The following is a 20,529-nucleotide window of genomic DNA, read 5'->3' on the forward strand; positions in this document are numbered from 1 at the left end:
GAGCCCGTGATGGGCACCGTCTTCTCCATCGCCGTCCGCGACCCCGGGCCCGACCTGCCCGAGGCGCTGCGGCGGATCACCGAACGGCTGCACCGGATCGACGCGGTGTTCTCCACCTACCGGCCGGACAGCGACATCAGCCGGCTCGACCGGGGCGCACTGGCTCTCGCCGACTGCGATCCCGAGGTCCGCACGGTGCTCGACGCCTGCCGCGAGGTCACCGCCGAGACCGACGGCTACTTCACCGAACGGCCCGGCGGACGGCTCGACCCCAGCGGCTGGGTCAAGGGCTGGGCCGTCGAGGAGGCCGCCCGACTGCTGCGTGCCATCGGCGCCCGGCAGTTCTGCGTCAACGGCGGCGGGGACGTCCAGACCTCCGGCGGGCCGTGGCGGATCGGCATCGCCCACCCCGGGCGGCCGGGCGACCTCGCCGCCGTCCTCGGCGGCAGCGACCTCGCCATCGCCACCTCCGGCACCGCCGAACGCGGCGCCCACATCCTCGACCCGCACACCGGCCGCCCCGCGGACGGCCTGGCCTCGCTCACCCTGGTCGGCGCCCCCGGCACCGGCATCGCCCGCACCGACGCCTGGGCGACCGCCGCCTTCGCCATGGGCCCGGACCGCGCGCTGGCCTGGGCGGCCCGACGCCCCGGGGTGGAAGCGCTCGCCGTCCTGCCGGACGGAACCAAGCGCTGGACCTCCGGACTGCCCGGCCACCTGCCGCCCTCGGGCCCCGCCGACTGGCAGCTCGCCACGACACGCTGAACCGCTGGACCGCCGAACCGCCGAACCGCCGAACCGCCGAACCGCTGCGGCAACTCGGTTTCCGCCACACCGAGTTCACTCCATCAGGTGAACCCCGGCGATCATGTCTCGCTCACCTCCGCATGGTGGCCGATAGTGAGGAAAACCGATCGGGCACGGACCGCCCGACCCCCCACTGGCACCGAGCCGAGGAGGCACCGCACCGTGACACCCGTCGTCGCACTCGCCGTTGACCGGGGTCCGGGCGCGGAACGTACCAGCACCCCGGTCGTCAACCCGTCCGGAGCGGCCGCGTGAGCGCGCCGCCCGGCCACACCGCCCTGGTCGTCGTCGACCTGCAGAACGACTTCTGCGCCGGCCCGGCCGCCGCCGCCCGCTACCCCGGCGACCCCACCCGGCTCCCCACCGTCGCCGCCAACACCGCCCAGGCCGTCCAGGCGGCCCGGGCCCACGGCACCCCGGTGGTGTTCGTCCGCTTCCTCGGCGATCCCGCCCACCAGGGCGCCAGTTGGCGCCACCGGGACGCCACCCTCGGTAAACGCCCCAAGTGCCTCGACGGGAGCTGGGGCGCCGCCTTCACCGCCGTGACCCCGCAGGACGGCGAGGCGGTTTTCACCAAACACGCCTGCTTCGACGCCTTCCTCAGCCCGGGCTTCGAACGGCACCTGGTGGACAGCGGCGTCCAACACCTCGCCCTGGCAGGCGTGTTCGCCGACGTGTGCGTGGACAGCACCGCGCGCACCGCCTTCCAGAAGGGCTTCCACATCACCGTACTCGCCGACTGCACCGCGGCGCTGCACCTCCCGGACGACTCCGTCCTCGCCTTCATGCGCCGGGTGTACGGCGCCCGCGTCACCACCCGTGACCAACTCACCGTCTGGACACGGATTCCCGAGACCCCCGCCCCCGAGCAGCAGGAGCGCGCATGACCGTCGGCATGAGCGAGAACACCGGCCTGGCCGAGGAACCCGGCCCGGCCGAGGACGCGCAGGAGGGCGAGGCCGAGGGCGTGACCGAGGACCTGGCCGAGGGGGTGCCGCCCACCGCCCTGCTGGTCGCCGCCGCCCGGGCCATCGAGACCCACCGCCCCGACGCCCTCGCCCGGGACCCGTACGCGGAGCACTTCGTCCGCGCCGCCCCCGCCGCCGCCCGCTGGCCCCTCCACCCCCAGGACGTCCCGGACGGCGAGGCCGACCCGTTGTGGGGCCGGCTCGGCCGCTACTTCGCCCTGCGCACCAGGGCATTGGACGACCAGCTGCTCCGCGCCGTCCAACTCGGCGCCCGGCAGGTCGTGCTGCTCGGAGCCGGGCTCGACACCCGGGCGTACCGGCTGGACTGGCCGGCCGACTGCGCCCTCTACGAGGTCGACCGGCCCGGGGTGCTGGCCTTCAAACAGCGCGTCCTGGACGGCATCGACGCCCGGCCGACGGCCCAACGCTCCACCGTCGCCGCCGACTTCCGCACCGACTGGACCGAGACGCTCACCGCCGCCGGATTCCACCCCGACCAGCCGACCGCCTGGCTCGCCGAAGGCCTGCTGCTCCACCTGCCCGGCACCACCGAACGCGAACTCTTCGCCACCGTCGACCGGTTCAGCGCCCCCGGCTCCACCCTGGCCTACGAGGCCCTCCTCCAGGAGGCCGAACCCGGCGCAGATCCCGCAGCCGGCCGCGACCACCCCGTCCACACCGCCACCCGCGAACGGACCGGCATCGACCTGCTCGCCCTCCTCGACGCCGGCCCCCGCCCCGACACCCCCGCCGACCTCGCCGCGCGCGGCTGGTCCACCACCGCCCACACCCCCTTCGAGTTCACCCGCCACTACGGCCGCGGCCCGCTCCCCGAACGGGACGACGCCCTCGCCGCCACCCGCTGGGTCTTCGCCGCCCGGCCCTGACGAGCTCCCGCCCGGAGTCCACTGGTCCCTGACGCAAGCCCGGTACACACCCCGCAGGAGCGGACTCGCGCCGTCTGCGGTCATCAGGCCCTTCGGGTCGGCAGCCAGCCGGTCTGGATCAGGGTTCCGGACGGGCGGCCGGGCGTCACCAGGATTCCCCGGCCCGGGGGGAGGGATCGGGGGGACACCGAGCCGAGCAGGGAGCCTTCCTGTTTGTCACCGGAGAGCACCACGCCGTGGGGCCCCAGCGCGCAGGCCGTCCGGAGGAACGGCGAGGCGGGGGCGGCCCGGCCCGCGCTCCTGGTGGTGCAGGCGATGATGACGTGGAGGCCGATCGCGCGGGCCTGCGGGAGGAGTTCGACGAGGGAGGACAGCGGATCCTCCTCCATGGAGGCGGTCAGATGAAAGTCGTCCACGATGAGGAAGACGGCCTTGTGCCGCTGCCAGGCGCCCGGCGTACGGCTCTCGGCCGCAACGCGCAGGATCCCAGCCAGGGTGGTCAGGCCCGGCATGTCCGACGCGTAGTGGACGAGACACTCGGGCGGCACCTCGTCGAGCAGGGTGCGGCGGAAGTCGGCGACCAGGAAGCCGACTTGCTCCGAGGTGTAGCGATCGGTGAGCTGCTTGACGAGCAGTCGGAGCAGCGTGGTCTTCCCCGCGCCGTTCTCGCCGAACACGACGAACAGCGGGTTGGCCTCGAAGTCGACGAACACCGGGACCTGTTGGGCGATGTCGCGCCCGATCGCCACCCCCTGTGGCGCGTCACCACGGGGGAGACGGGCTGAGTCCACGACGGCGGGCGTGGTGGTCCCGCCCGGTGGCACGATGAGCGCCTCGGCCCGGCCGGGCCTGCGGAGTTCGAGGTCGTCCGCCTGGATCATCTGGTACAGCCCGGTCACCGCCGGGCCCGGCTCGACGGAGAACTCCTCCGCCAGCCGCTGCTGGAGTCGCCGGTAGGGCTCCATCGCGCGATCCTTCAGTCCGAGCCGGTAGTAGGCGAGCATCAGCAGAGCGCACAGCCGCTCGCGCAACGGGTGCTCGGTGAGCGACAGTTCGAGTTCGTTCAGCAACTCGTGGTGCCGCCCCAGCGCCAGCCCGGTGGCGTACAGGTCCTCGGTGGCGGCCATCCGGCGCTCGGTCAGCCGGGTGCGCTCCCAGGAGGCGTACGGCCCCGGGACGCCGTCCAGCGCGGTGCCCTCCCAGAGGTCGAGCGCGGAGCGCAGCAGCCTGTGCCCGCCGGCCAGGTCACCGGCCTGCTCCGCCTGCACGGCCGCGGCCAGCCGCTCCTCGAAGACGGCCACGTCGACCGAGCCCGGGTCGACGACCAACCGGTAGCCGTCGGCCACCGTCTGGAGGATCTCGGTCGCGCCGCGCGGCTGGGTGCGGTCGCGCAGGACGTTCCGCAACCGGGACACGTGGCTGTGCACCACCGCCCCGGCCCGGGCCGGTGACTGGTCGCCCCAGACCGCGTCGACCAGGCTGCGGGTGGGCACGGCTGCCGGGGCGTGCAGCAGGAGGGCGGCGAGGACGGCCTCCTGCTGCGGTGAGCCGACCCGCACCGGCTGCTCGCCGCGCCGGACGCGCAGCGGGCCGAGCAGGGAGTAGCTGAGGCGACCGCCCCCCGGCGCGGTGGGCGGCGCGGTTGCGAGGATCAACTCCTCTACGCGTCGGTACAGTTCGTTGAGACGGGTCCGCTCCAGTTCTGCGGACGGCCCTGGCAGGTCGGCCAGCGGCGGCCCCTGCCAGAGGGCTTCGGCCTCCTCGGCGTACCGTCGAAGCGCATCCGGGGCACCGTCCTCGAGTGCCGCTTCGGCGCGCTCCAGGGCCCGTTCGAAGAGGACGACGTCGATCTGCCCGGAGGTGACGTTCAGGACCCAGGTGTGGCCGTCCGCCAGTTCCTCGACCACGGCGCGCGGGGCCGAGGCCGAGTTGAGCACTCGCTCCAACTCCTGGACATGGAGCCAGACTTCGTCCAGCTCGCGGGCCGACGAGGTGTGCTGCGACCGGACCGCGTCGATCAGGACCTCGGCCCGGACGGGGCGGCCCCGGTACTTCAGCAGGGCGGCGAGCACGGCCGCCCGTTCCGGGGGGCCGAGGTCCAGCGGCTCGTCCCCGCGCCAGACCCCCACCTCGCCGAGCAGGGTGAACCTGAGCGGGGGTTCCGGGGTGCGGTCGGGCTCTCGCAGGGCGCCCGAGGCGGCGATCCGCCGGGCGGCTTCGGCGGCGGACGGCCGTCGGCGCGGGTCCGGGTGGAGCAGTTCGAGGACGAGCCCTTGCAGGGCCTCGGGGACGCCGGTCTGCTGGAGGAGGTTGCCGAGGGCGTGGAGGTCGTCGGCCGGCTCCGCCGCGCCGGATCCGGTGAAGTCGATCCCGAAGTCGCAGAGGACCGGGCTGCCGTCCGGGCGGACGAGGACGTTGGCGGGCTCGATCCTGCCGTGCGCGATCCCGTGGCCGTGCAGGTAGTCGAGCGCCTCGGCCACGCCGTGGGCGATCGCTGCCGCCTCGTACGGGGGCAGCGGCTCCCCGTCGAGTACGGTCCGCAGATCGGGTCCGTCGATGAACTCGAGGACCAGGTAGAGGCGTTCGGGGTCGCTCCCGGCGAGTCGGCAGCCGAGGACACCGGAGTGTCCGAGCAGCGTGAGCTTCCTGGCCTGGTCCAGGAACACGTCCGTGTCCGGGCGAGTGGCGTGACGGTCCCGGTCGAAGGTCTTCACCGCGACGGTCGAGCCGTCCTGTTCGTCCCGGGCCCGCCAGACCTCGCTCTGCCGCCCCTGGGCGATCCGCTCGAACAGGCGGAACCGGCCGGCCAGCAGCGGAAGTTCACTCTCGCTCCGCCGGTCGCCGCGCCAGCGGCCCTCGAACTCCCAGATGTGGACGTGGGTGTCCCGGTCGCCGATCGAGGCGATCACGCAGCGGGTCTCGTCGCCGGTGATCCCGACGATGGTCCGCGCCCGGCCGGGGTCGACCACGGCGGCGGCGAAGGACTCATGGGTCGAGGGGTCGTCGGGTCGCCAGCGGTGCAGCCGTCCGGTCGGGTCGACGCCGATCAGGAGCGAGGGCCCGTCCGGCTGGGGAAGGGTGGTCATCGCCCAGGAGCGGTGGCCGCCGGGGAGGCCGGGCAGTTCCACGACCACTCCGTCGGTCCGGGCGTCCCAGATCCGCATCCGGCCGTCGAGGTCCGACATCCAGAGGTAGACCTCTCCGTCGGTGTGGACGAACCGGGCCATCGCCACCGGCGGCGAGGACGGTCCCCGTTCCCCCGCGGCGAAGTGGCCCTCGCGGGCGTCCCAGAAGGCGAATCCTCCACTGGAGTCCGCAGTGCAGATGACGAAGATCCGGTCACGAAGCCCAGCCATCGCGACGAACTCGGTGCCGGAGTCCTCGAGCTCCACCGCGGGTTCGGTCTCCTGGCCGGTCATCACGTCGATATTGCGTACCAGCCGGTCCGCACCGTAGACAGCGAGGTAACCCCCGTCCTCGGCCGGCATCAGCGCCATCGCCAGCGCCGGGCTGGGCAGCCGGAAGCTGCGGACGTTGGAGGAGGAGTTCCCCGACCCGGATGTCCCGGCCAGGACGGCGAGTTGGTCGTCGAGGTGCCAGGCCGCCAGTTCGTCCGGGCGTCGGGGCATCCGGTCCAGCAGGTGCTGGAACTCCTGGGCGTGCTCGATCCGTTGGTAGGCGTCGCCGAGGCGATGGCGGATCTCCTCGCGCAGTTCGGCCTCGGTGAGGAAACCGAGGGTGACCGTGACCCAGGGGCGGCCGAGCCGCTCCAGCTCCCGGTCCGAGCCGGTGGTGACGAGCAGGCAGCCGCTCCGGGCGTCGGCGAGGTCGAGCAGGTCCTGGGGCCAGGCCTCCTCGGTGGGTGGGAGACCGGCGTCGAGGCCGTCGATGACGATCAGCCAGCCTGGGTGGCTGCCGAGCAGTTCGTTCAGCGGTACGGAGCGGTCGGCCGATCCGGATCCCGCGCCGAGGGCGTCGCGGAGCCGGGCGAAGCCGTGCCGCAGGGAGTCGGCGGAGCGGGTCTCGATCCAGTGGACGAGGGTGTGGCGCGCGCCGTAGCGCCGGACGTACTCCTGGGCGAGGCGGCACCTTCCCATGCCCAGGGGAGCGTTGACGGCCACCAGTTGGCGTGTCGGATGGCGTCGGGCCGGGTCGAACGCCTGCGCGATCAGGTCGAGTGCCTCGCGCCGTCCGATCAACCGGGGCGGGTCGGGCGGACTGACGATCGGCGGCGGCGGGGTGAGCAGCTCCCGGCGGAGCGTCCGGCCGGCCACCACAGTGCCCAAGTGCCGCGCGATCGCCGCGTGCTGGCCGCCCGCCCCCGCCAGCACCGTCGCCGCGACCTCGGCGAACGGGCGGCTGCGCTCCGGGAGCCGGTGCTTCCCCTCCCCCGTGCCGGCTGCCAGGGCGCGGAAGTCGAGTGTCCCGCCGAAGGTGGCCGCGACCCGCCCGGAGACCTTGGCGAGCACGTGGTCCAGCACCCGTACCGACTCCGTCCGGGTCAGTTCCCCCAGCAGCTCCTCCCGGACGCCGTCGACGAAGTCGTACACCACCTCGTCCGGGTCGGCGGCCTTCTCCCGCACCTCGATCAGCCCGGACAGGAAGAGCTCGGCCAGCTCCCGCTGCCCTGACTCCGGCACCGTGGCCCGCTGGACCAGTCGCATCACCGGCAGGCTGAGCGGCGCCGCCGCCAGGTGGCAGGCGAGCCGGTAGGCGTTCGGAGAGCTGCCGGCCCGGAAGGCGGCAACGCGGTCGGCGGCGGGGCGTGGGTCCGTCTCCCCGGCGCGGGGGCGGCGTGGCCGGGGCACTCCGCTGAGTGGTGCGGCGAGCATGGGCGTCCAGCCGGTCGTGCGGCCGGCGGTGAGGTCGGCCCAGGGGGCGAGCCAGTCGGCGTCGATCTCCAGCACCGGGAGCCAGCCCACCGCGGCGCGTGCCGCCTCGCCGGCCCGGCCGCGCGGGATGCCGGGCAGGGTGGTGTCGCTGCGCAGGACGGGGACGGGCCGTCCGTGGGTGGCGGCCCGGGCCTCGACCGGGGCGGGGCGCAGCGCGGTGCGGTGCCAGAGGCGGCGGGGCAGGACTTGGAGGGCGGCGGCCGGGCCGGTGGCGGCGGTGCGGGCGAGGAAGGGCACCAGGTCGGCGCCGTACCAGGCGGGGCCGACGCCGTCGGTGAGGACGAACAGGATGCGGCGCCGGTGCGGCTCGGCGAGGGGGCGGGCCCAGTTGCGGTCGGGGGTGGCGGGCGGTGGTACGGCGGTGCGGCGGCGTCGGAAGGGGGTGAGGTGCGGGGTGTCCCGGTCGGTGTCGAGGGACCAGGTGCGTACGTCCTCGAAGGCGCCGTGGCGTTCCAGCAGGGTGGCGAGTTCGCCGGCCAGGTCGTGCCAGACGGCCATGGTGGCGCCGGTGTCGACCAGCAGGTCGACGGAGTACCGGGGCTGGGCGCGCTGCCAGACCGGCAGCAGGACGCCGGCCTCGGCGGTGGCCGCCGCCGTGGCCTCCTCGTCGAGGTGCAACCGCCGTCGGCCGCCGGGGCGTTGGGTCAGTGGCCGGCGCAGCGGGCGCAGGGCGCGGGCGATGGCCAGGGCGCCGGGCAGGGCGGTGGGCCGGGTGACCTGGACGACCTCGGCGCCGCGGGCGACCGCCTCCGGCCGGGCGGTGCCGGTGGGGGCGCTGCGGGGGTGCAGTTCGACCTTGGGGTCGGGTTGCGGGGTGGTGGGCGCGGGCGGTCGGGGCCCGGCCGGCCGGCCGGGCGTGGTGGCGGTCCGCTGCGGGGTTCCGGTCGGCGGGGTTCCGGTCTGCGGGGTGACGGGCGGTGGGGTGGTGGGCGGGCCGGTGGGCGGCTGCGGGCCGCCGTCGGGCAGGGGTGCGAGGCCGGCCAGCCGGGAGATCCACAGCACGTCGGCGAGGTCCTGCGGGTGGGGTCGCTCGCCCTCGGGGGCGACGAGCGCGGCCAGCGCCTGGCGCAGCGCGCTCTGCGCCGCCGCCCGATCGCCCGGACCGCCACCCCCGTGGGGACCCGTACCGTGCTCGTCCACCGGCCGCCGCCTCAGCTCTCGTTGAGCGGGCGCAGCAGGACGTCGTGGATGACGTCGCGCCCCGGTCCGCTGCCCCACAGGCCGCGCTCGGCCATGAGCAGGGCGTTCAGCAGTTGGTCGTTGGCCAGGTCGGCGCCGTCCTCGCGCTGGCGGCGGAGGAACTCGGTGATCAGCGCGGCGCGTTGGGCGCCGTCGGGTGAGCCGTCGGCGCCCAGGTGGGCGGCGACCATGGCGGCCAGCCGGTCCTCGGTGGGCGGCTGGATCTCCAGGCGGACGCAGCGGCGCAGCAGTGCCGAGGGGAACTCCCGCTCGCCGTTGCTGGTGAGGACGACCAGCGGGAAGTGGGCGCAGCGCACGTGGCCGCCGCGGACGACGGCCTGCCCGCTCGGGTCGGCGGTGGCGACCTCCTGCGGGGCGGGGCCGAGGCGCTGGAGTTCGGGGATCTCGAACTCGCCCTCCTCGAAGACGTTCAGGAGGTCGTTGGGCAGGTCGATGTCGCTCTTGTCGATCTCGTCGATCAGGACGACCCGGGGGGTGCGCCAGGGCAGCAGCGCGGTGCCGAGCGGGCCGAGGCGCAGGAACTGGCCGATGGCGGGCGGTCGGCGGTCCCCGGCCGGCTCCCCGTCGGGCTGCGGGGTGCGCAGGCCCGCCTCGTGGAGCCGCCCGATGGCGTCGTAGGTGTAGAGGCCGTCGCGCAGGGTGGAGCGGCTGCTGATGGGCCAGCGCAGCACCGGGCCGAGGCCCAGCTCGTGGGCGACGGCGTAGGCGAGGGTGGACTTGCCGACGCCGGGCTTGCCGGTGATCAGCAGCGGGCGGCGCAGGTGGAGGGCCAGGTTGACGAGGTGGATCTCGCGGTCGTCGGCCTGGTAGGCGGTGGCCTGCTGGATGCGGCCGAGCCGGCGGGCGGTGAGGCCGGTGGCGTCGTCGGCCGGGGGCGGGGGCAGCTCCTCCTCGGCCTCTTCCCCGTCGCCGAAGGAGCGCCAGGCGGGGGCGGGCGGGAGCGCGGCGATGCCGCCGTGGGGCACGCCGGTGCCCCGGTAGATCCACCAGTTCTCGGGCATCGTTACCGCCTCGTCCTCGTCGTTCTCGTCGTTTCCCGCTCCGTCGGCGACCGGTCCCGGACAGTCGACGGCCATCCGCATCACACCATCCCCGGAAAGCCGGCGTCCTGATCCGGATCCATGCAGTTCGGGTCGTCCCAGAACAGGGTGACGCCGTCCTGGGCCGGCGCCGCCCTGGTCACCTTGCGGTGCCGGTGGACGGCCTCCGGCAGGTGGGCCAGTGAGCGCGGGCGGTCGCGGCGCAGGGCCTCGACCACGTCGGTCGGGGCGCCGGGCGCCCGGCGCCACAACATGGCCGGGACGCCGTCGAGTTCGACGGCGTCGAGCACGGCCGCGCGCACCCGGGGGTCCAGTTCGTCGTACGGGGTGTCGAGGCAGATGCAGGCCACGGTGGGCCGGCCGTCGAGCCAGCCGGGCAGGTCGGCGACCCGTTCGGGGTGCAGGGGTGGCCAGCCGATCCGGTCGGCGGCCTCGCAGTCGAGCGTGTCGGCGAACAGCTGCTCCCACCGTTCGTACCAGGCCTCGGTCTGCAGCCAGGGGTTGACGTAGCGGTCCAGGTAGCGGACCACCACCGGGTGCAGCAGGCCGATCCGGTGTCCGTCGGGGGTCGGGGACCACAGTTCGGCGCTGTGGCCGAGCAGGGACCTGGGCAGCAGGAACTCGATCCGGACCGGGCTGCGCCTGCTCCTGGCCAGCTCGGTGAAGAGCGCCTGCCAGCCGGCCAGCCGGGCGCTGCCCTCGGCGACCAGGTCCTCCAGGGCCAGCGAGTCGGCGGCGACCAGGTCGTTGAGGCGCTCGATCGGCCCGCCGGACAGCGGCTGGCGGTAGCAGGACGCCCGGAGGTGGTAGCGGCTCGCCTCGATGTGCTCCGGAGTCTCCGGTTCCAGCCGGATCTGCACGATCAGCCGGCCGGGCGCCTCCTCGCGCGGCGCCGGGCGGGCGGGCGTGACGCTGCCCAACAGGGCTGCCAGCTGGAGCAGTTGCGGGTGCCGGAGGGTCAGCTCCCGGTCCCGCGCCAGGCCGTCCAGGAAGGACAGCGCAGGGCCGGCGTCGGGGCCGCCGAAGCGGTCGAGCAGCCGGCCGAGGATCTCCGGCAGGGTCGTCCGCTCGTCGATCCGGTGGCGGCCGGGGGCGTTCCGGGGTACGTGGACGAGGAGTTGGTGGGGGCCGGGCGGGGGTGTCAGCGCGCGCAGCAGGCCGATGACGCGCAGCAGGAGGTCGGCGGCCAGCCCGGTGTCGGCGGTCAGCGCCAGCACCACCAGTTCCAGCCAGGGCAGCGCGCCGTCGTACGGGTCGTGGGCCCGGAGCGCCTCGCCGAGCGAGCCGAGCACGGCCCGGGGGTCGCGGGCGCAGCGGATGCTCCGCAGGATCTCCCGGACGTGCTCGCGGGCGGTGTCGGCCTCCTTGACGTCCAGGTGGAACAGCCGGGAGGACGGGGAGCGGCCCATCGTCTCCAGGACGCCCTGCCGGAACTCCCGCCGGGAGATCCCCTGGAAGTCGAACAGGATCTCGGCCAGCAGGCCCTCGGCCGCCTCGATCGGGGGCGCGGCGCGGTGCCCCCGCTCGCCGGCGGCCTGCGGCGACCAGTCGCCGTACGCCCCTCCGCTCATCGGCCTACCCGCTCCCCGGGCCGTCGGCCGCCGCCCGTTCCAGGACAGCTCGGAGCCGCTCCAACGCGCCGTCGTACGGAGCGAGTTCCTCCAGCGCCGTGTACAGCGCGCGCAGTGCCGCCGGGGCGTCGCGGTGGTAGCGGCAGCGGCGGACGATGCGGAACAGGTGGTCGCGGCGGTCGGAGCGCTCCTCGACCTCGAAGGAGTGCGGCAGGCCGAGGTGTTCGCCCATCCGCTCCAACAGGTCGAACCGCCCGTCGGCGCGCGCCGTGTACGGGACGGCCATCAGGGCCGCCACCAACTCGGCGTCGGTGGGGGCCGGTTCCGCCGCGACCGCCGCGACCGCCGTGACTGCCGGAACCACCCGCCCGAGGAAGGCGAGCAGGGCGGCCAGCGGGATGTACCAGCCGCCCAGGTCCTGCTTGTACGAGCGGGTGCCCTTGAGCACGCCGCGCACCAGCCCGTCCGGCCCGGCCAGCATGCTGCCGCTGAAGCCGGGCTGGACGAGGCCGGTGACGCCGATGAACTCACCGGAGCGGCCCACGACCTGGAGCGCCGTCGTGTCGGCGCTGGGGCCCGGTGTCGGGGTTTGGGTGGAGTAGCCGAGGGCGGTCAGCCAGCTGCCCGGCTCGGCCTCGCCGTCCGCCAGCGGGGCCACCGGGTACCCGGCGCCGGCCACCGCCGGGACGTCGAGCAGGGCGAGGTCGGGGAACGGTTCGAGGGCGCCACCGCTCATGGTGTCGGGCTCGGCGCGGACCGCCCCGGGCGGCACCGGGTGGGCGCTCGACCCGTTCCGGACCACCAGCCCTTCGGTCACACCGCGCCGGTCCAGCACGACATGGGCGCAGGTGACCACCAGGCCGGGGGCGACCAGGAAGCCGCTGCCCCGGAAGCCGGTCGCCGCCTCGATCCGGACGGCACAGCGGTGCAGCGCCTCGGACCGGGCCCGGTCGAGGTGCGGGCCGGTCACTCCGCGGCAGCGGGGGTGGTGGCCTCGGTGCCCTCGGCGCCCTCGCCCTCGGTCGCGGCTCCGGCTCCGGCTGCGGCTCCGGCTGCGGCTCCGGCTGCCGCACCGTTCGCCCGCTCGCGCCGCGCCGCGAGGTCCCAGGAGAGCTTGACGGTCAGCCCCGCCTCGCTCCCGGCCTCCGCGATGATCCCGAGCAACTGCCCGGACTTCACGGCCAACTTGAGCCCGAACTCGACCTCGAAGGAGTCCGGTGCCCCGGACCCGCCCTGGGCGATCGTCTCCGCCGCCCAGCGCCCGATGCCCTGCACCGTGCCGCGCACCTGCCCTCGGCGACGGCGGAGCGGTAGGCGGCGAGGTCGGCGGGCGTGAACTCCTCCCACTCGTCGACGTGGACGACCTCGGGCAGTTCGGTCAGCACGTCCTGCTGGTTGCGCCGCAGGTAGGCCGGGGCGACGGCCCGGCGGAACGCCTTCGACCCGGCGGCGGCCGAGCCGGCGTGGATGCCCGGCAGCAGGTCCGGCTGGAGGTAGCGGACCAGGTTGCGGAACTCCTCCACCCGGTTCTCCATCGGCGTGCCGGTGAGGAACAGCACCCGCTCGACCCGTTCCGTCCAGGCCGCCACCGCCTGCGAGCGCTGCGCCGTGTGGTTCTTGACGTAGTGGGCCTCGTCGACCACCACCAGGCCGACGGCCTGCTCCGGCGGCACCTCCAGCCGCCGCAGCCCGTCGAAGGTCACCACGGCCACGCCGCCCCGCCGGAGCCACTCGGCGCGCGCCGCCGCGCGCTCCTGGCCGTGGCAGCGGTAGGCGTCCAGCGTGCTGCGGGCTTCGACCTCCCGGCACCAGTTGATCAGTACGCTCGCCGGGCAGACCACCAGGAAGTGGGTGCTCCCCCGGGCCCGCAGGTGCGCCATCACGGCTATCGCCTGGACGGTCTTGCCCAGGCCCATCTCGTCGCCCAGGATCACCCGCTTCTGCCGCAGCGCGAAGCGCGCCCCGAAGGCCTGGTAGCCACGCAGCGAGACCCGGCAGCGGGCGTCGTCCAAAGGTTCGGCCCGCACCTGTTCGGACAGGTCACCGGGCAGGTGGCCCTCGGCGGCGGTGTGGTCGGCCGGGCCGCCGAGCGCGGCGACCTCGGCGAGCACGCCGTAGAACTCGGCCGAGCGGTGTTCGAAGTCCGTCCACGCCTCGATCGCGTCGGCCTGCGGGCGCAGCAGGTCGGCGGAGGCCTGGGCGAACAGGACCGGCGCCGCCTGCTCGTCGAGTTCCGCCAGCAGGGCGGCCAGTTGGTCGGCCGCCGCGAACGCCGCTTGCCGGCGCTCCCGCCCGGCGAGCAGTCCGCGCACCACCCCGCGGGCCGGCCCGGCGGCCTCCACCAGGGATCCGGCCCGGTCGGCGACGCGCTCGCCCAGCTCCGCGGCCCGGGCCGCGTCCGGCCCCGCGACGACCAGCCGTTGCAGCGCCACGACCAGTGCCGTGCTCAGCTCGTCCGGCCGGTCCACGTCCAGCCGCACCGCCACCGTCTGCTCGGCCGCCCGGGCGATCTGCCCGGCCGCGGCCACGGCCTGCGCCGCCGTCTGCGCCCCGACACCCGGCAGCAGTTGCAGCGCGTACGCCGACGCCTCCACCACCTGCCGGACCGTCCCGAACCCGGCGGCCTCCAGCGCCCCGGTCCGCAGCCGGCCCCCGGTCACGTCCCGGAGCCGGCCCACCGCGATGGCGCCCAACTCCTCCCGCACCAGCCGCTCCCGCAGCGCGACCGCCGCCCGCCGGGCCTCCTCCACCGCGCCCCGGTGGTCCCCCGCCACCGCCCGCGCGGCCACCCCGAGCCGCTCACCCTCCGCCAGCAGCTCCCTGACCGCCCGGGCACCCCACCGTCTCTCCCCCACTGACGCCCTCCGCCCCACCGTCTGCCGTCCGGACCCGGTCATGATCCCACCTGCGGTGATGCCGTCGCCCGGCCGTCGGGAATGTCGGTGCGGACTGCCACGCCCGGGAACTCCGGGCCAGGACGCGGGAAGTGGACGGGTCCGGGGTGAGCCGGGGCACCCCGCGGTTTGAGCGTTTCTGCGCAGAGCGCCTCCGGCCTGCCCGGGTCGGCGGCGTCTTCATGCTCAAAACTGCGGCCAGGATTGACATGAACCGCCCGAAGCAGCAAGCTGCTCTTTCGAAACTGCTCAAAACCTGCGTTCTTCAAGCATCTTGGATCATCCGATCAAGCACGCACGAAGGCGGTAACTGCGGTGGACAAACGTGTGCTGGCCCTCGTCTCGGCGTGCGCCCTCGGTGCCCTCGCCCTCACCTCCTGTGGCAGCGGTGGCAGCGGCGGTGGGGGTGGCGGGACCGACGCCGACGGGAAGGCGACGCTGAAGCTGGTGGCCGCCGACTACGGCGACAAGGAGTCCAACAGCTCGAAGAACTACTGGAACAAGGTCGCCGCCGCCTTCACCGCGGCCAACCCCGGGATCACGGTGGACGTCCAGGTGGTGAACTGGAACGACATCGACAAGCAGGTCAAGACGATGATCCAGAGCGGCAACGTGCCGGACATCCTGCAGACCGGCGGCTACGCGGACAAGGTCGCCGACGACCTGCTGTACAAGGCGGAGGACGTGCTGTCGCCCGCCACCCGGGGCGATCTGATCGACAGTTTCGCCACCGCCGGGCAGGTCAAGGGTGTCCAGTACGGCATCCCGTTCGTCTCCTCGGCCCGCGCCCTGTTCTACAACAAGGCGGTGTTCCAGCAGGCGGGCATCACCCAACCGCCCACCAGCTGGGAGGAGTTGCGCAAGGACGCCGAGCTGGTGAAGGCGAAGGTGCCCGGGGTCACGCCGTACGCGCTGCCGCTCGGCCCGGAGGAGGCGCAGGGCGAGAGCATGATCTGGGAGCTCGGCGACGGTGGCGGCCCTACCGGCAAGGACGGCGCGTACACCCTGAACAGCCAGGCGAACGTCGACACCTTCCGCTGGCTCAAGTCCGGTCTGGTAGACCCGGGGCTGACCTACGCCAACCCGGCCACCACCGACCGCAAGACCGCGTTCGCCGACTTCGCGGCCGGCAAGGCGGCCATGCTCAACGGGCACCCGTCGCTGATCCAGATGGCGCAGGCGGGCAAGGTCGACTACGGGGTCGCGCCCATCCCCGGCAAGGACGGCCCGCTGAGCTCCACCCTCGGGGTGGCGGACTGGATGATGGCCTTCAAGAAGAACGGGCACCGCGACCAGATCCGGAAGTTCCTGGACTTCGCGTACGCCAAGGACAACCAGCTCGCCTTCGACGAGACGTACAACCTGATGCCGGTCACCCAGAGCGCGTTGCAGGAGCTGACCACCGGGGGCAAGCACCAGGACCTCCAGCCGTTCTTCGCCCTGCTGCCGCACGCCGTGTTCTACCCGCTCGGCGACACCACCTGGGACGCGGTCTCCGCCGAGATCAAGAAGTCCGTCGGCAGCGCCGTCTCGGGGGATCCGGCCAAGGTGCTCGGCGACCTGCAGAAGAAGGCCCAGGACGCCGTCGCGAACAAGTGACGGCGCCGGGCGAGCGACGGCTGTGAAAGGGCCCCCATGACTCCCGACTCCCCTGTGCGCAGCGGCCGTCGGCCAGGCCCTGCGCTGGGCCCGCTGCCGTGGATCGCCCCGGCCGTGCTGCTGATCGCGGCCGTGGTGCTGTGGCCGGTGTACGAGATGGTCCGCACATCGTTCCTGCGGGTCAGCACCAGCGGTTTCGTCCGCGGCTCGGCCGGGCTGGACAAGTACCGCAAGCTGTTCGGCGAGGCCGACCTCGGCCGGGTGCTGCTCGCCACGGTGGTCTGGACGCTCGCCGTGGTCGGTCTGACCATGCTGCTCTCGCTCGCCCTGGCCCAGCTGTTCGACCAGCGCTTCCCGGGCCGGCGGTACGCCCGCTGGGCGTTGATCGCGCCGTGGGCGGCGTCCGTGCTGATGACGGCCATCGGCTTCCGCTGGATGCTCGACCGGACGGCGGGCGTGCTGAACACCGCGCTGACGGACCTCGGTCTGGTCGACGGCCCGCGGGACTGGCTGGGCGATCCGTCGACGGCCTGGCCTTGGATGGTGTTCGTCGCGGTGTTCGTCTCCCTGCCGTTCACCACCTACACCCTGCTGGCCGGTCTGCAGACCATCCCCGGCGAGCTGTACGAGGCGGCGCGGGTGGACGGCGCCTCGCGCCGGCAGGCGTACCGGCGGATCACCCTGCCGCTGCTGCGCCCGGCGTTCCTGGTCGGCGTGGTGATCAACCTGATCAACGTCTTCAACTCCTTCCCGGTGATCTGGGGCATGACCCAAGGCGGCCCGAGCAGTGACACGGCCACCAGCACGGTGTTCATGTACCAGCTGAAGGACACCGACATCGGGGAGTCGGCGGCGATGTCGGTGGTCAACTTCGCGCTCGTGGTGCTGCTGGTGCTGGTCTTCCTGAAGGTCAGCCGCTGGGGTCGGGAGGAGAGTTGACGATACGTCAGAGAAGGTCACGGATCGGCCCGCGCACCCTGGCCCTCGCGGGGGCGGCCTGGCTGCTGGCGGCGCTCTTCCTGCTGCCGTACCTGGAGATGGTCGTCACGGCGCTGCGCCCGGCCGACGAGCTGCGCGACGCGACGTACCTGCCACGGCACTTCGCCTGGTCCAACTTCGTCGGCGTCTGGCGTGACTCCACCCTCGGCGGCAACCTGCGGGTCACCCTGCTGGTGGCCGGCGGCTCCACCGTGCTGGCACTGCTGGTCGCGCTGCCCGCCGCGTACTACACCGCCCGGGTGCGGTACCGGGGCCGCCGGCTGTTCCTGCTGCTGGTGCTGGTCACCCAGATGTTCCAGCCGACCTCCCTGCTGGTGGGCCTCTACCGGGAGTTCTACCAGCTGTCCATGCTCAACTCTGTCTGGACGCTGATCCTCTGCAACGCCGCCTTCAACCTGGCCTTCGCGGTCTGGATCCTGACCGCGTACATCTCCTCGATCCCGGTGGAGCTGGAGGAGGCCGCCCTGCTGGACGGCCTCGGCCGGCTCGGGGCGCTGCGCCGGGTCGTCCTGCCGCTGGCCCTGCCGGGCGTGGTCACGGCGGTGATCTTCACCTTCATCTCCGCCTGGAACGAGTTCGTGATGGGCCTGACGCTGTCCACCGATCCGAGCAGCCAGCCGCTCACCGTCGGCATCAACAGCTTCATCGGCAACTACACCGTCCAGTGGAACTACCTGTTCGCCGGTTCGGTCGTCGCGATCGTGCCGGTCGTGGTGCTGTTCGCCGTGATCGAGCGGCACGTGGTGTCCGGGCTGACCGCCGGATCGGTCAAGTAGCGCTCCGAACCGGCGGATCCAACCACCACGCGGATCCAACCACCAAGCGGATCGAGCCAACGAGCAGATCGAGCCAACGAACGGATCGAGCGAACGAGCAGAACGAGCAGATCCAGCAGATCGACCCACCGAGTCGACAGGAGAACCCCCGTGCGCCTGCTCCGACCCCACCTCCGACGAGCCGCCCTCGCGGCGGCCCTCACCAGCCTCGCCGCCGTGGCCGGCCCCGTGCTGCCGGCCCGCGCCGCCGTCCCCGCCGCCGTCCTGGACAGCGGCCACCAGAACGCCGGCTGGCAGAGCCCCGCCTACGCCAAGGGCACCATGGGCGGGGCCGCCTCCTGCCCGGCCGCCGCCCAGGACCCGGACGGCGCCGTCTGCGGCCGCTTCGACCTCACCGTGAACGTCCCGAACGGGTACTGGGACGACAACCCGGAGGGCGGCGTCCCAGTCTCCGTCCAGTGGCAGAACCCCACCGACGACTTCGACCTCTACATCTACGACGCCAACGGCAAGGAGGTCGCCGAGAGCGCCGGCACCGCCGACCCCGAGGCCACGGTGATCCCCAAGGCCTCCGGCACCTACCACGTCCTGGTCGTCCCGTACGACGTCCACGGCGGTTCCTTCACCGGCCGCGCCTACCTGCCGCAGACCGCCGACGCGGGCGACCTCACCTCCTTCACCGGCGGCAGCGGCAGCTACGACATCGCCGCGGGCACCCTCAAGGCCAAGGTCGACTTCCTCGCCGACGACCAACTGCGCCTGCGCGCCGCCCCGGACGGCACCATCACCGACCCGGCCGACAGCGCGATGATCCGCAAACAGCCCGAACTCCAGCCCCGCACCTCCTCGTTCGACGCCGGCGACTACTACGGCATCCGCTCCGGCCACGTCGTCCTGCGGGTCTACAAGCACCCCCTGCGGTTCGGCCTCTACCAGGCCGACAACCGCACCGCGATCTGGCAGGAGAACGCCCCGCTGCGCTGGTCCACCAGCGGACTGCGGCAGAGCCTGACCCGCGGCGCCGACGAGCAGTTCTTCGGCGGCGGCGAGCAGAACGGCAGCTTCTCGCACCGCGACCAGACCGTCCACGTCGCCAACAGCACCGACTGGAACGAAGGCGGCTACAACAACTCCCAGCCGTTCTACGTCTCCACCGCCGGCTACGGCGTCTTCCGCAACACCTTCGCCCCCGGGATCTACGACTTCGGCTCGCCGGTGCACACCGGCCAGCAGGAACGACGCCTGGACGCCTACTACTTCACCGGCGACGTCAAGTCCGTCATCGGCCAGTACACCGCGCTCGTCGGCAAGCCCTTCATGCCACCGGTCTACGGCCTGGAGCCCGGCGACTCCGACTGCTACCTGCACAACGCCAACCGCGGCGAACGCCACACCACCGACGCCCTCAAGGTCGCCGACGGCTACGCGCAGAACCAGCTGCCGCTCGGCTGGATGCTCGTCAACGACGGCTACGGCTGCGGCTACGAGAACCTCCCGCAGACCGGCGAGGGCCTGCGCAAGGACCACGCCCAGCTCGGCCTGTGGACCCAGAACGGCCTGCCCAACCAGGCCGAGGAGGTCAAGGCCGGGGTCCGGGTGCGCAAGCTCGACGTCGCCTGGGTCGGCAACGGCTACGGCTTCGCCCTCAACGCCTGCGACCAGGCCAAGGCCGGCATCGAGGACAACAGCGACGCCCGCGGCTTCGTCTGGCTGCCGGTCTCCTGGGCCGGCGCCCAGCGCTGCGGCGTCCTGTGGAGCGGCGACCAGAGCCTGTCCTGGGACTACATCCGCTGGCAGATCCCCACCTACGCCGGCGCCACCATGTCCGGCATCGCCTACGACACCGGCGACGTCGGCTCGATCTTCCGCCGCGACCCCGGGATGTACACCCGCGACCTCCAGTGGAAGGCCTTCCTGCCGACCATCATGACCATGGACGGCTGGGCCAAGGACATGACCGGCAAGCAGCAGCGCGACCAGCAGCCCTGGCTGGACGGCGAGCCCTACACCTCGATCAACCGCAAGTACCTGCAACTGAAGGAGCGGCTGCTGCCGTACATGTACACCCTGTCCGCCGAGGCCACCCGCACCGGCATCGGCGCGGTGCGCCCGCTCGCCCTGGAGTACCCGCACGACCCGGCGGCCCTCGGCCCGAACGCGAAGTACGAGTTCCTCGCCGGGCCCGACTTCCTGGTCGCCCCGGTCTACTCCGACACCTCGGTGCGCGACGGCATCTACCTGCCCGAGGGCACCTGGACCGACTACTGGACCGGGCGCACCTACCAGGGCCCCACCACGGTCAACGGCTACTCCGCCCCGCTCGACACCCTGCCGCTGTTCGTCAAGGGCGGCGCGATCGTCCCGATGTGGCCCCAGGGCACCCTGTCCTGGCAGACCCGCGACCGCACCGAACTGGACTACGACCTCTACCCCCAGGGCGACTCCTCCTACACCCTCTACGAGGACGACGGCGTCACCCGGCAGTACGACGCGGGCTCCTCCGCCACCCAGCGCGTCGACGTCCACGCGAACGGACCGGTCACCACCGTCAAGGTCGGTGCCAGCGAAGGGAGTTACACCGGCAAGCCGGACGCCCGCTCCTACCGCTTCTCCGTGCACGGCCAGTCCGCCCCGCGCCTGGTCGTCACCCGGGGCGGCCCACTGCCCCACCTCGACTCGGCCGCCGCCCTCGACGCCGCCGACTCCGGCTGGTACCACGACGCGGCCACCGGCGTGACCCACGTCAAGACCCGGCCGGTCTCCACCGACGACGACTTCTCGCTCCACCTGATCCGCGGCGGCCACTGACCCTCCGCCCGCGCGCCGCGACCCCGCGCCGCCCGGCCCTCCCGCCGGGCGGCGCGGGGTCGCGGTGCGGATCGGTGCGAATCGGCGC

General features: G+C 73.5%; 13 protein-coding genes. 7 read left to right on the plus strand and 6 right to left on the minus strand.

From position 1 onward, the window contains the following. Positions 1-9: 9 nt before the first annotated feature. From ACZ3YL_RS31930 to ACZ3YL_RS31940, 3 genes are all read left to right on the plus strand, one after another. A complete protein-coding gene (locus ACZ3YL_RS31930; RefSeq protein WP_465660742.1) occupies positions 10-765 on the plus strand; it encodes an FAD:protein FMN transferase in 756 nt (251 codons plus the stop codon). Between the two features lie 293 nt (positions 766-1,058). Next, positions 1,059-1,694, plus strand: coding sequence for a cysteine hydrolase family protein (locus ACZ3YL_RS31935; RefSeq protein ID WP_188309741.1), 636 nt, complete (start codon positions 1,059-1,061; stop codon positions 1,692-1,694). Then, on the plus strand, positions 1,691-2,662 hold the full coding sequence (locus ACZ3YL_RS31940; protein WP_465660711.1) for an SAM-dependent methyltransferase: 972 nt from the start codon (positions 1,691-1,693) through the stop codon (positions 2,660-2,662). Before ACZ3YL_RS31935 ends, ACZ3YL_RS31940 begins: the two co-directional genes overlap by 4 nt. Positions 2,663-2,745: 83 nt before the next feature. On the opposite strand, the gene ACZ3YL_RS31945 is transcribed toward ACZ3YL_RS31940, so the two are convergent. The 6 genes from ACZ3YL_RS31945 to ACZ3YL_RS31970 are packed head-to-tail and all read right to left on the minus strand — an operon-like array spanning position 2,746 to position 14,220. Further along, positions 2,746-8,694 (minus strand): SAV_2336 N-terminal domain-related protein, encoded by a 5,949-nt coding sequence (locus tag ACZ3YL_RS31945; protein ID WP_465660713.1) that lies wholly within the window; start codon positions 8,692-8,694, stop codon positions 2,746-2,748. 11 nt (positions 8,695-8,705) lie between these two features. Then, entirely contained in the window at positions 8,706-9,830 is a 1,125-nt protein-coding gene (locus ACZ3YL_RS31950) for an AAA family ATPase (protein ID WP_223243561.1), read from the minus strand. 5 nt (positions 9,831-9,835) lie between these two features. Then, positions 9,836-11,365: a VMAP-C domain-containing protein gene (locus ACZ3YL_RS31955; protein ID WP_465660716.1), complete on the minus strand. Its 1,530-nt coding sequence runs from the start codon at positions 11,363-11,365 to the stop codon at positions 9,836-9,838. 4 nt (positions 11,366-11,369) lie between these two features. Beyond that, on the minus strand, positions 11,370-12,335 hold the full coding sequence (locus ACZ3YL_RS31960; protein WP_188309738.1) for a trypsin-like peptidase domain-containing protein: 966 nt from the start codon (positions 12,333-12,335) through the stop codon (positions 11,370-11,372). Further along, entirely contained in the window at positions 12,332-12,652 is a 321-nt protein-coding gene (locus ACZ3YL_RS31965) for a CU044_2847 family protein (protein WP_465660717.1), read from the minus strand. Before ACZ3YL_RS31965 ends, ACZ3YL_RS31960 begins: the two co-directional genes overlap by 4 nt. Next, complete coding sequence (locus ACZ3YL_RS31970; RefSeq protein ID WP_465660719.1) at positions 12,541-14,220, minus strand: SNF2-related protein; 1,680 nt, start codon at positions 14,218-14,220, stop codon at positions 12,541-12,543. Before ACZ3YL_RS31970 ends, ACZ3YL_RS31965 begins: the two co-directional genes overlap by 112 nt. Positions 14,221-14,574: 354 nt before the next feature. Here ACZ3YL_RS31970 and ACZ3YL_RS31975 point away from each other — a divergent pair, with 354 nt between their 5' ends. From ACZ3YL_RS31975 to ACZ3YL_RS31990, 4 genes are all read left to right on the plus strand, one after another. Continuing rightward, the gene (locus tag ACZ3YL_RS31975) at positions 14,575-15,858 is read left to right on the plus strand and encodes an extracellular solute-binding protein (RefSeq protein WP_188309735.1); all 1,284 of its coding nucleotides are present in this window, start codon (positions 14,575-14,577) and stop codon (positions 15,856-15,858) included. Between the two features lie 36 nt (positions 15,859-15,894). Beyond that, positions 15,895-16,797 carry a carbohydrate ABC transporter permease gene (locus ACZ3YL_RS31980; protein ID WP_465660722.1) on the plus strand — a complete coding sequence of 301 codons (903 nt, stop codon included), beginning with the start codon at positions 15,895-15,897 and terminating at the stop codon, positions 16,795-16,797. After that, the gene (locus ACZ3YL_RS31985) at positions 16,794-17,633 is read left to right on the plus strand and encodes a carbohydrate ABC transporter permease (protein WP_317621505.1); all 840 of its coding nucleotides are present in this window, start codon (positions 16,794-16,796) and stop codon (positions 17,631-17,633) included. Before ACZ3YL_RS31980 ends, ACZ3YL_RS31985 begins: the two co-directional genes overlap by 4 nt. A gap of 150 nt (positions 17,634-17,783) precedes the next feature. After that, the gene (locus ACZ3YL_RS31990) at positions 17,784-20,441 is read left to right on the plus strand and encodes a glycoside hydrolase family 31 protein (RefSeq protein ID WP_465660724.1); all 2,658 of its coding nucleotides are present in this window, start codon (positions 17,784-17,786) and stop codon (positions 20,439-20,441) included. Positions 20,442-20,529: the final 88 nt, after the last annotated feature.

Source organism: Kitasatospora sp. NPDC023176 (assembly GCF_055560495.1).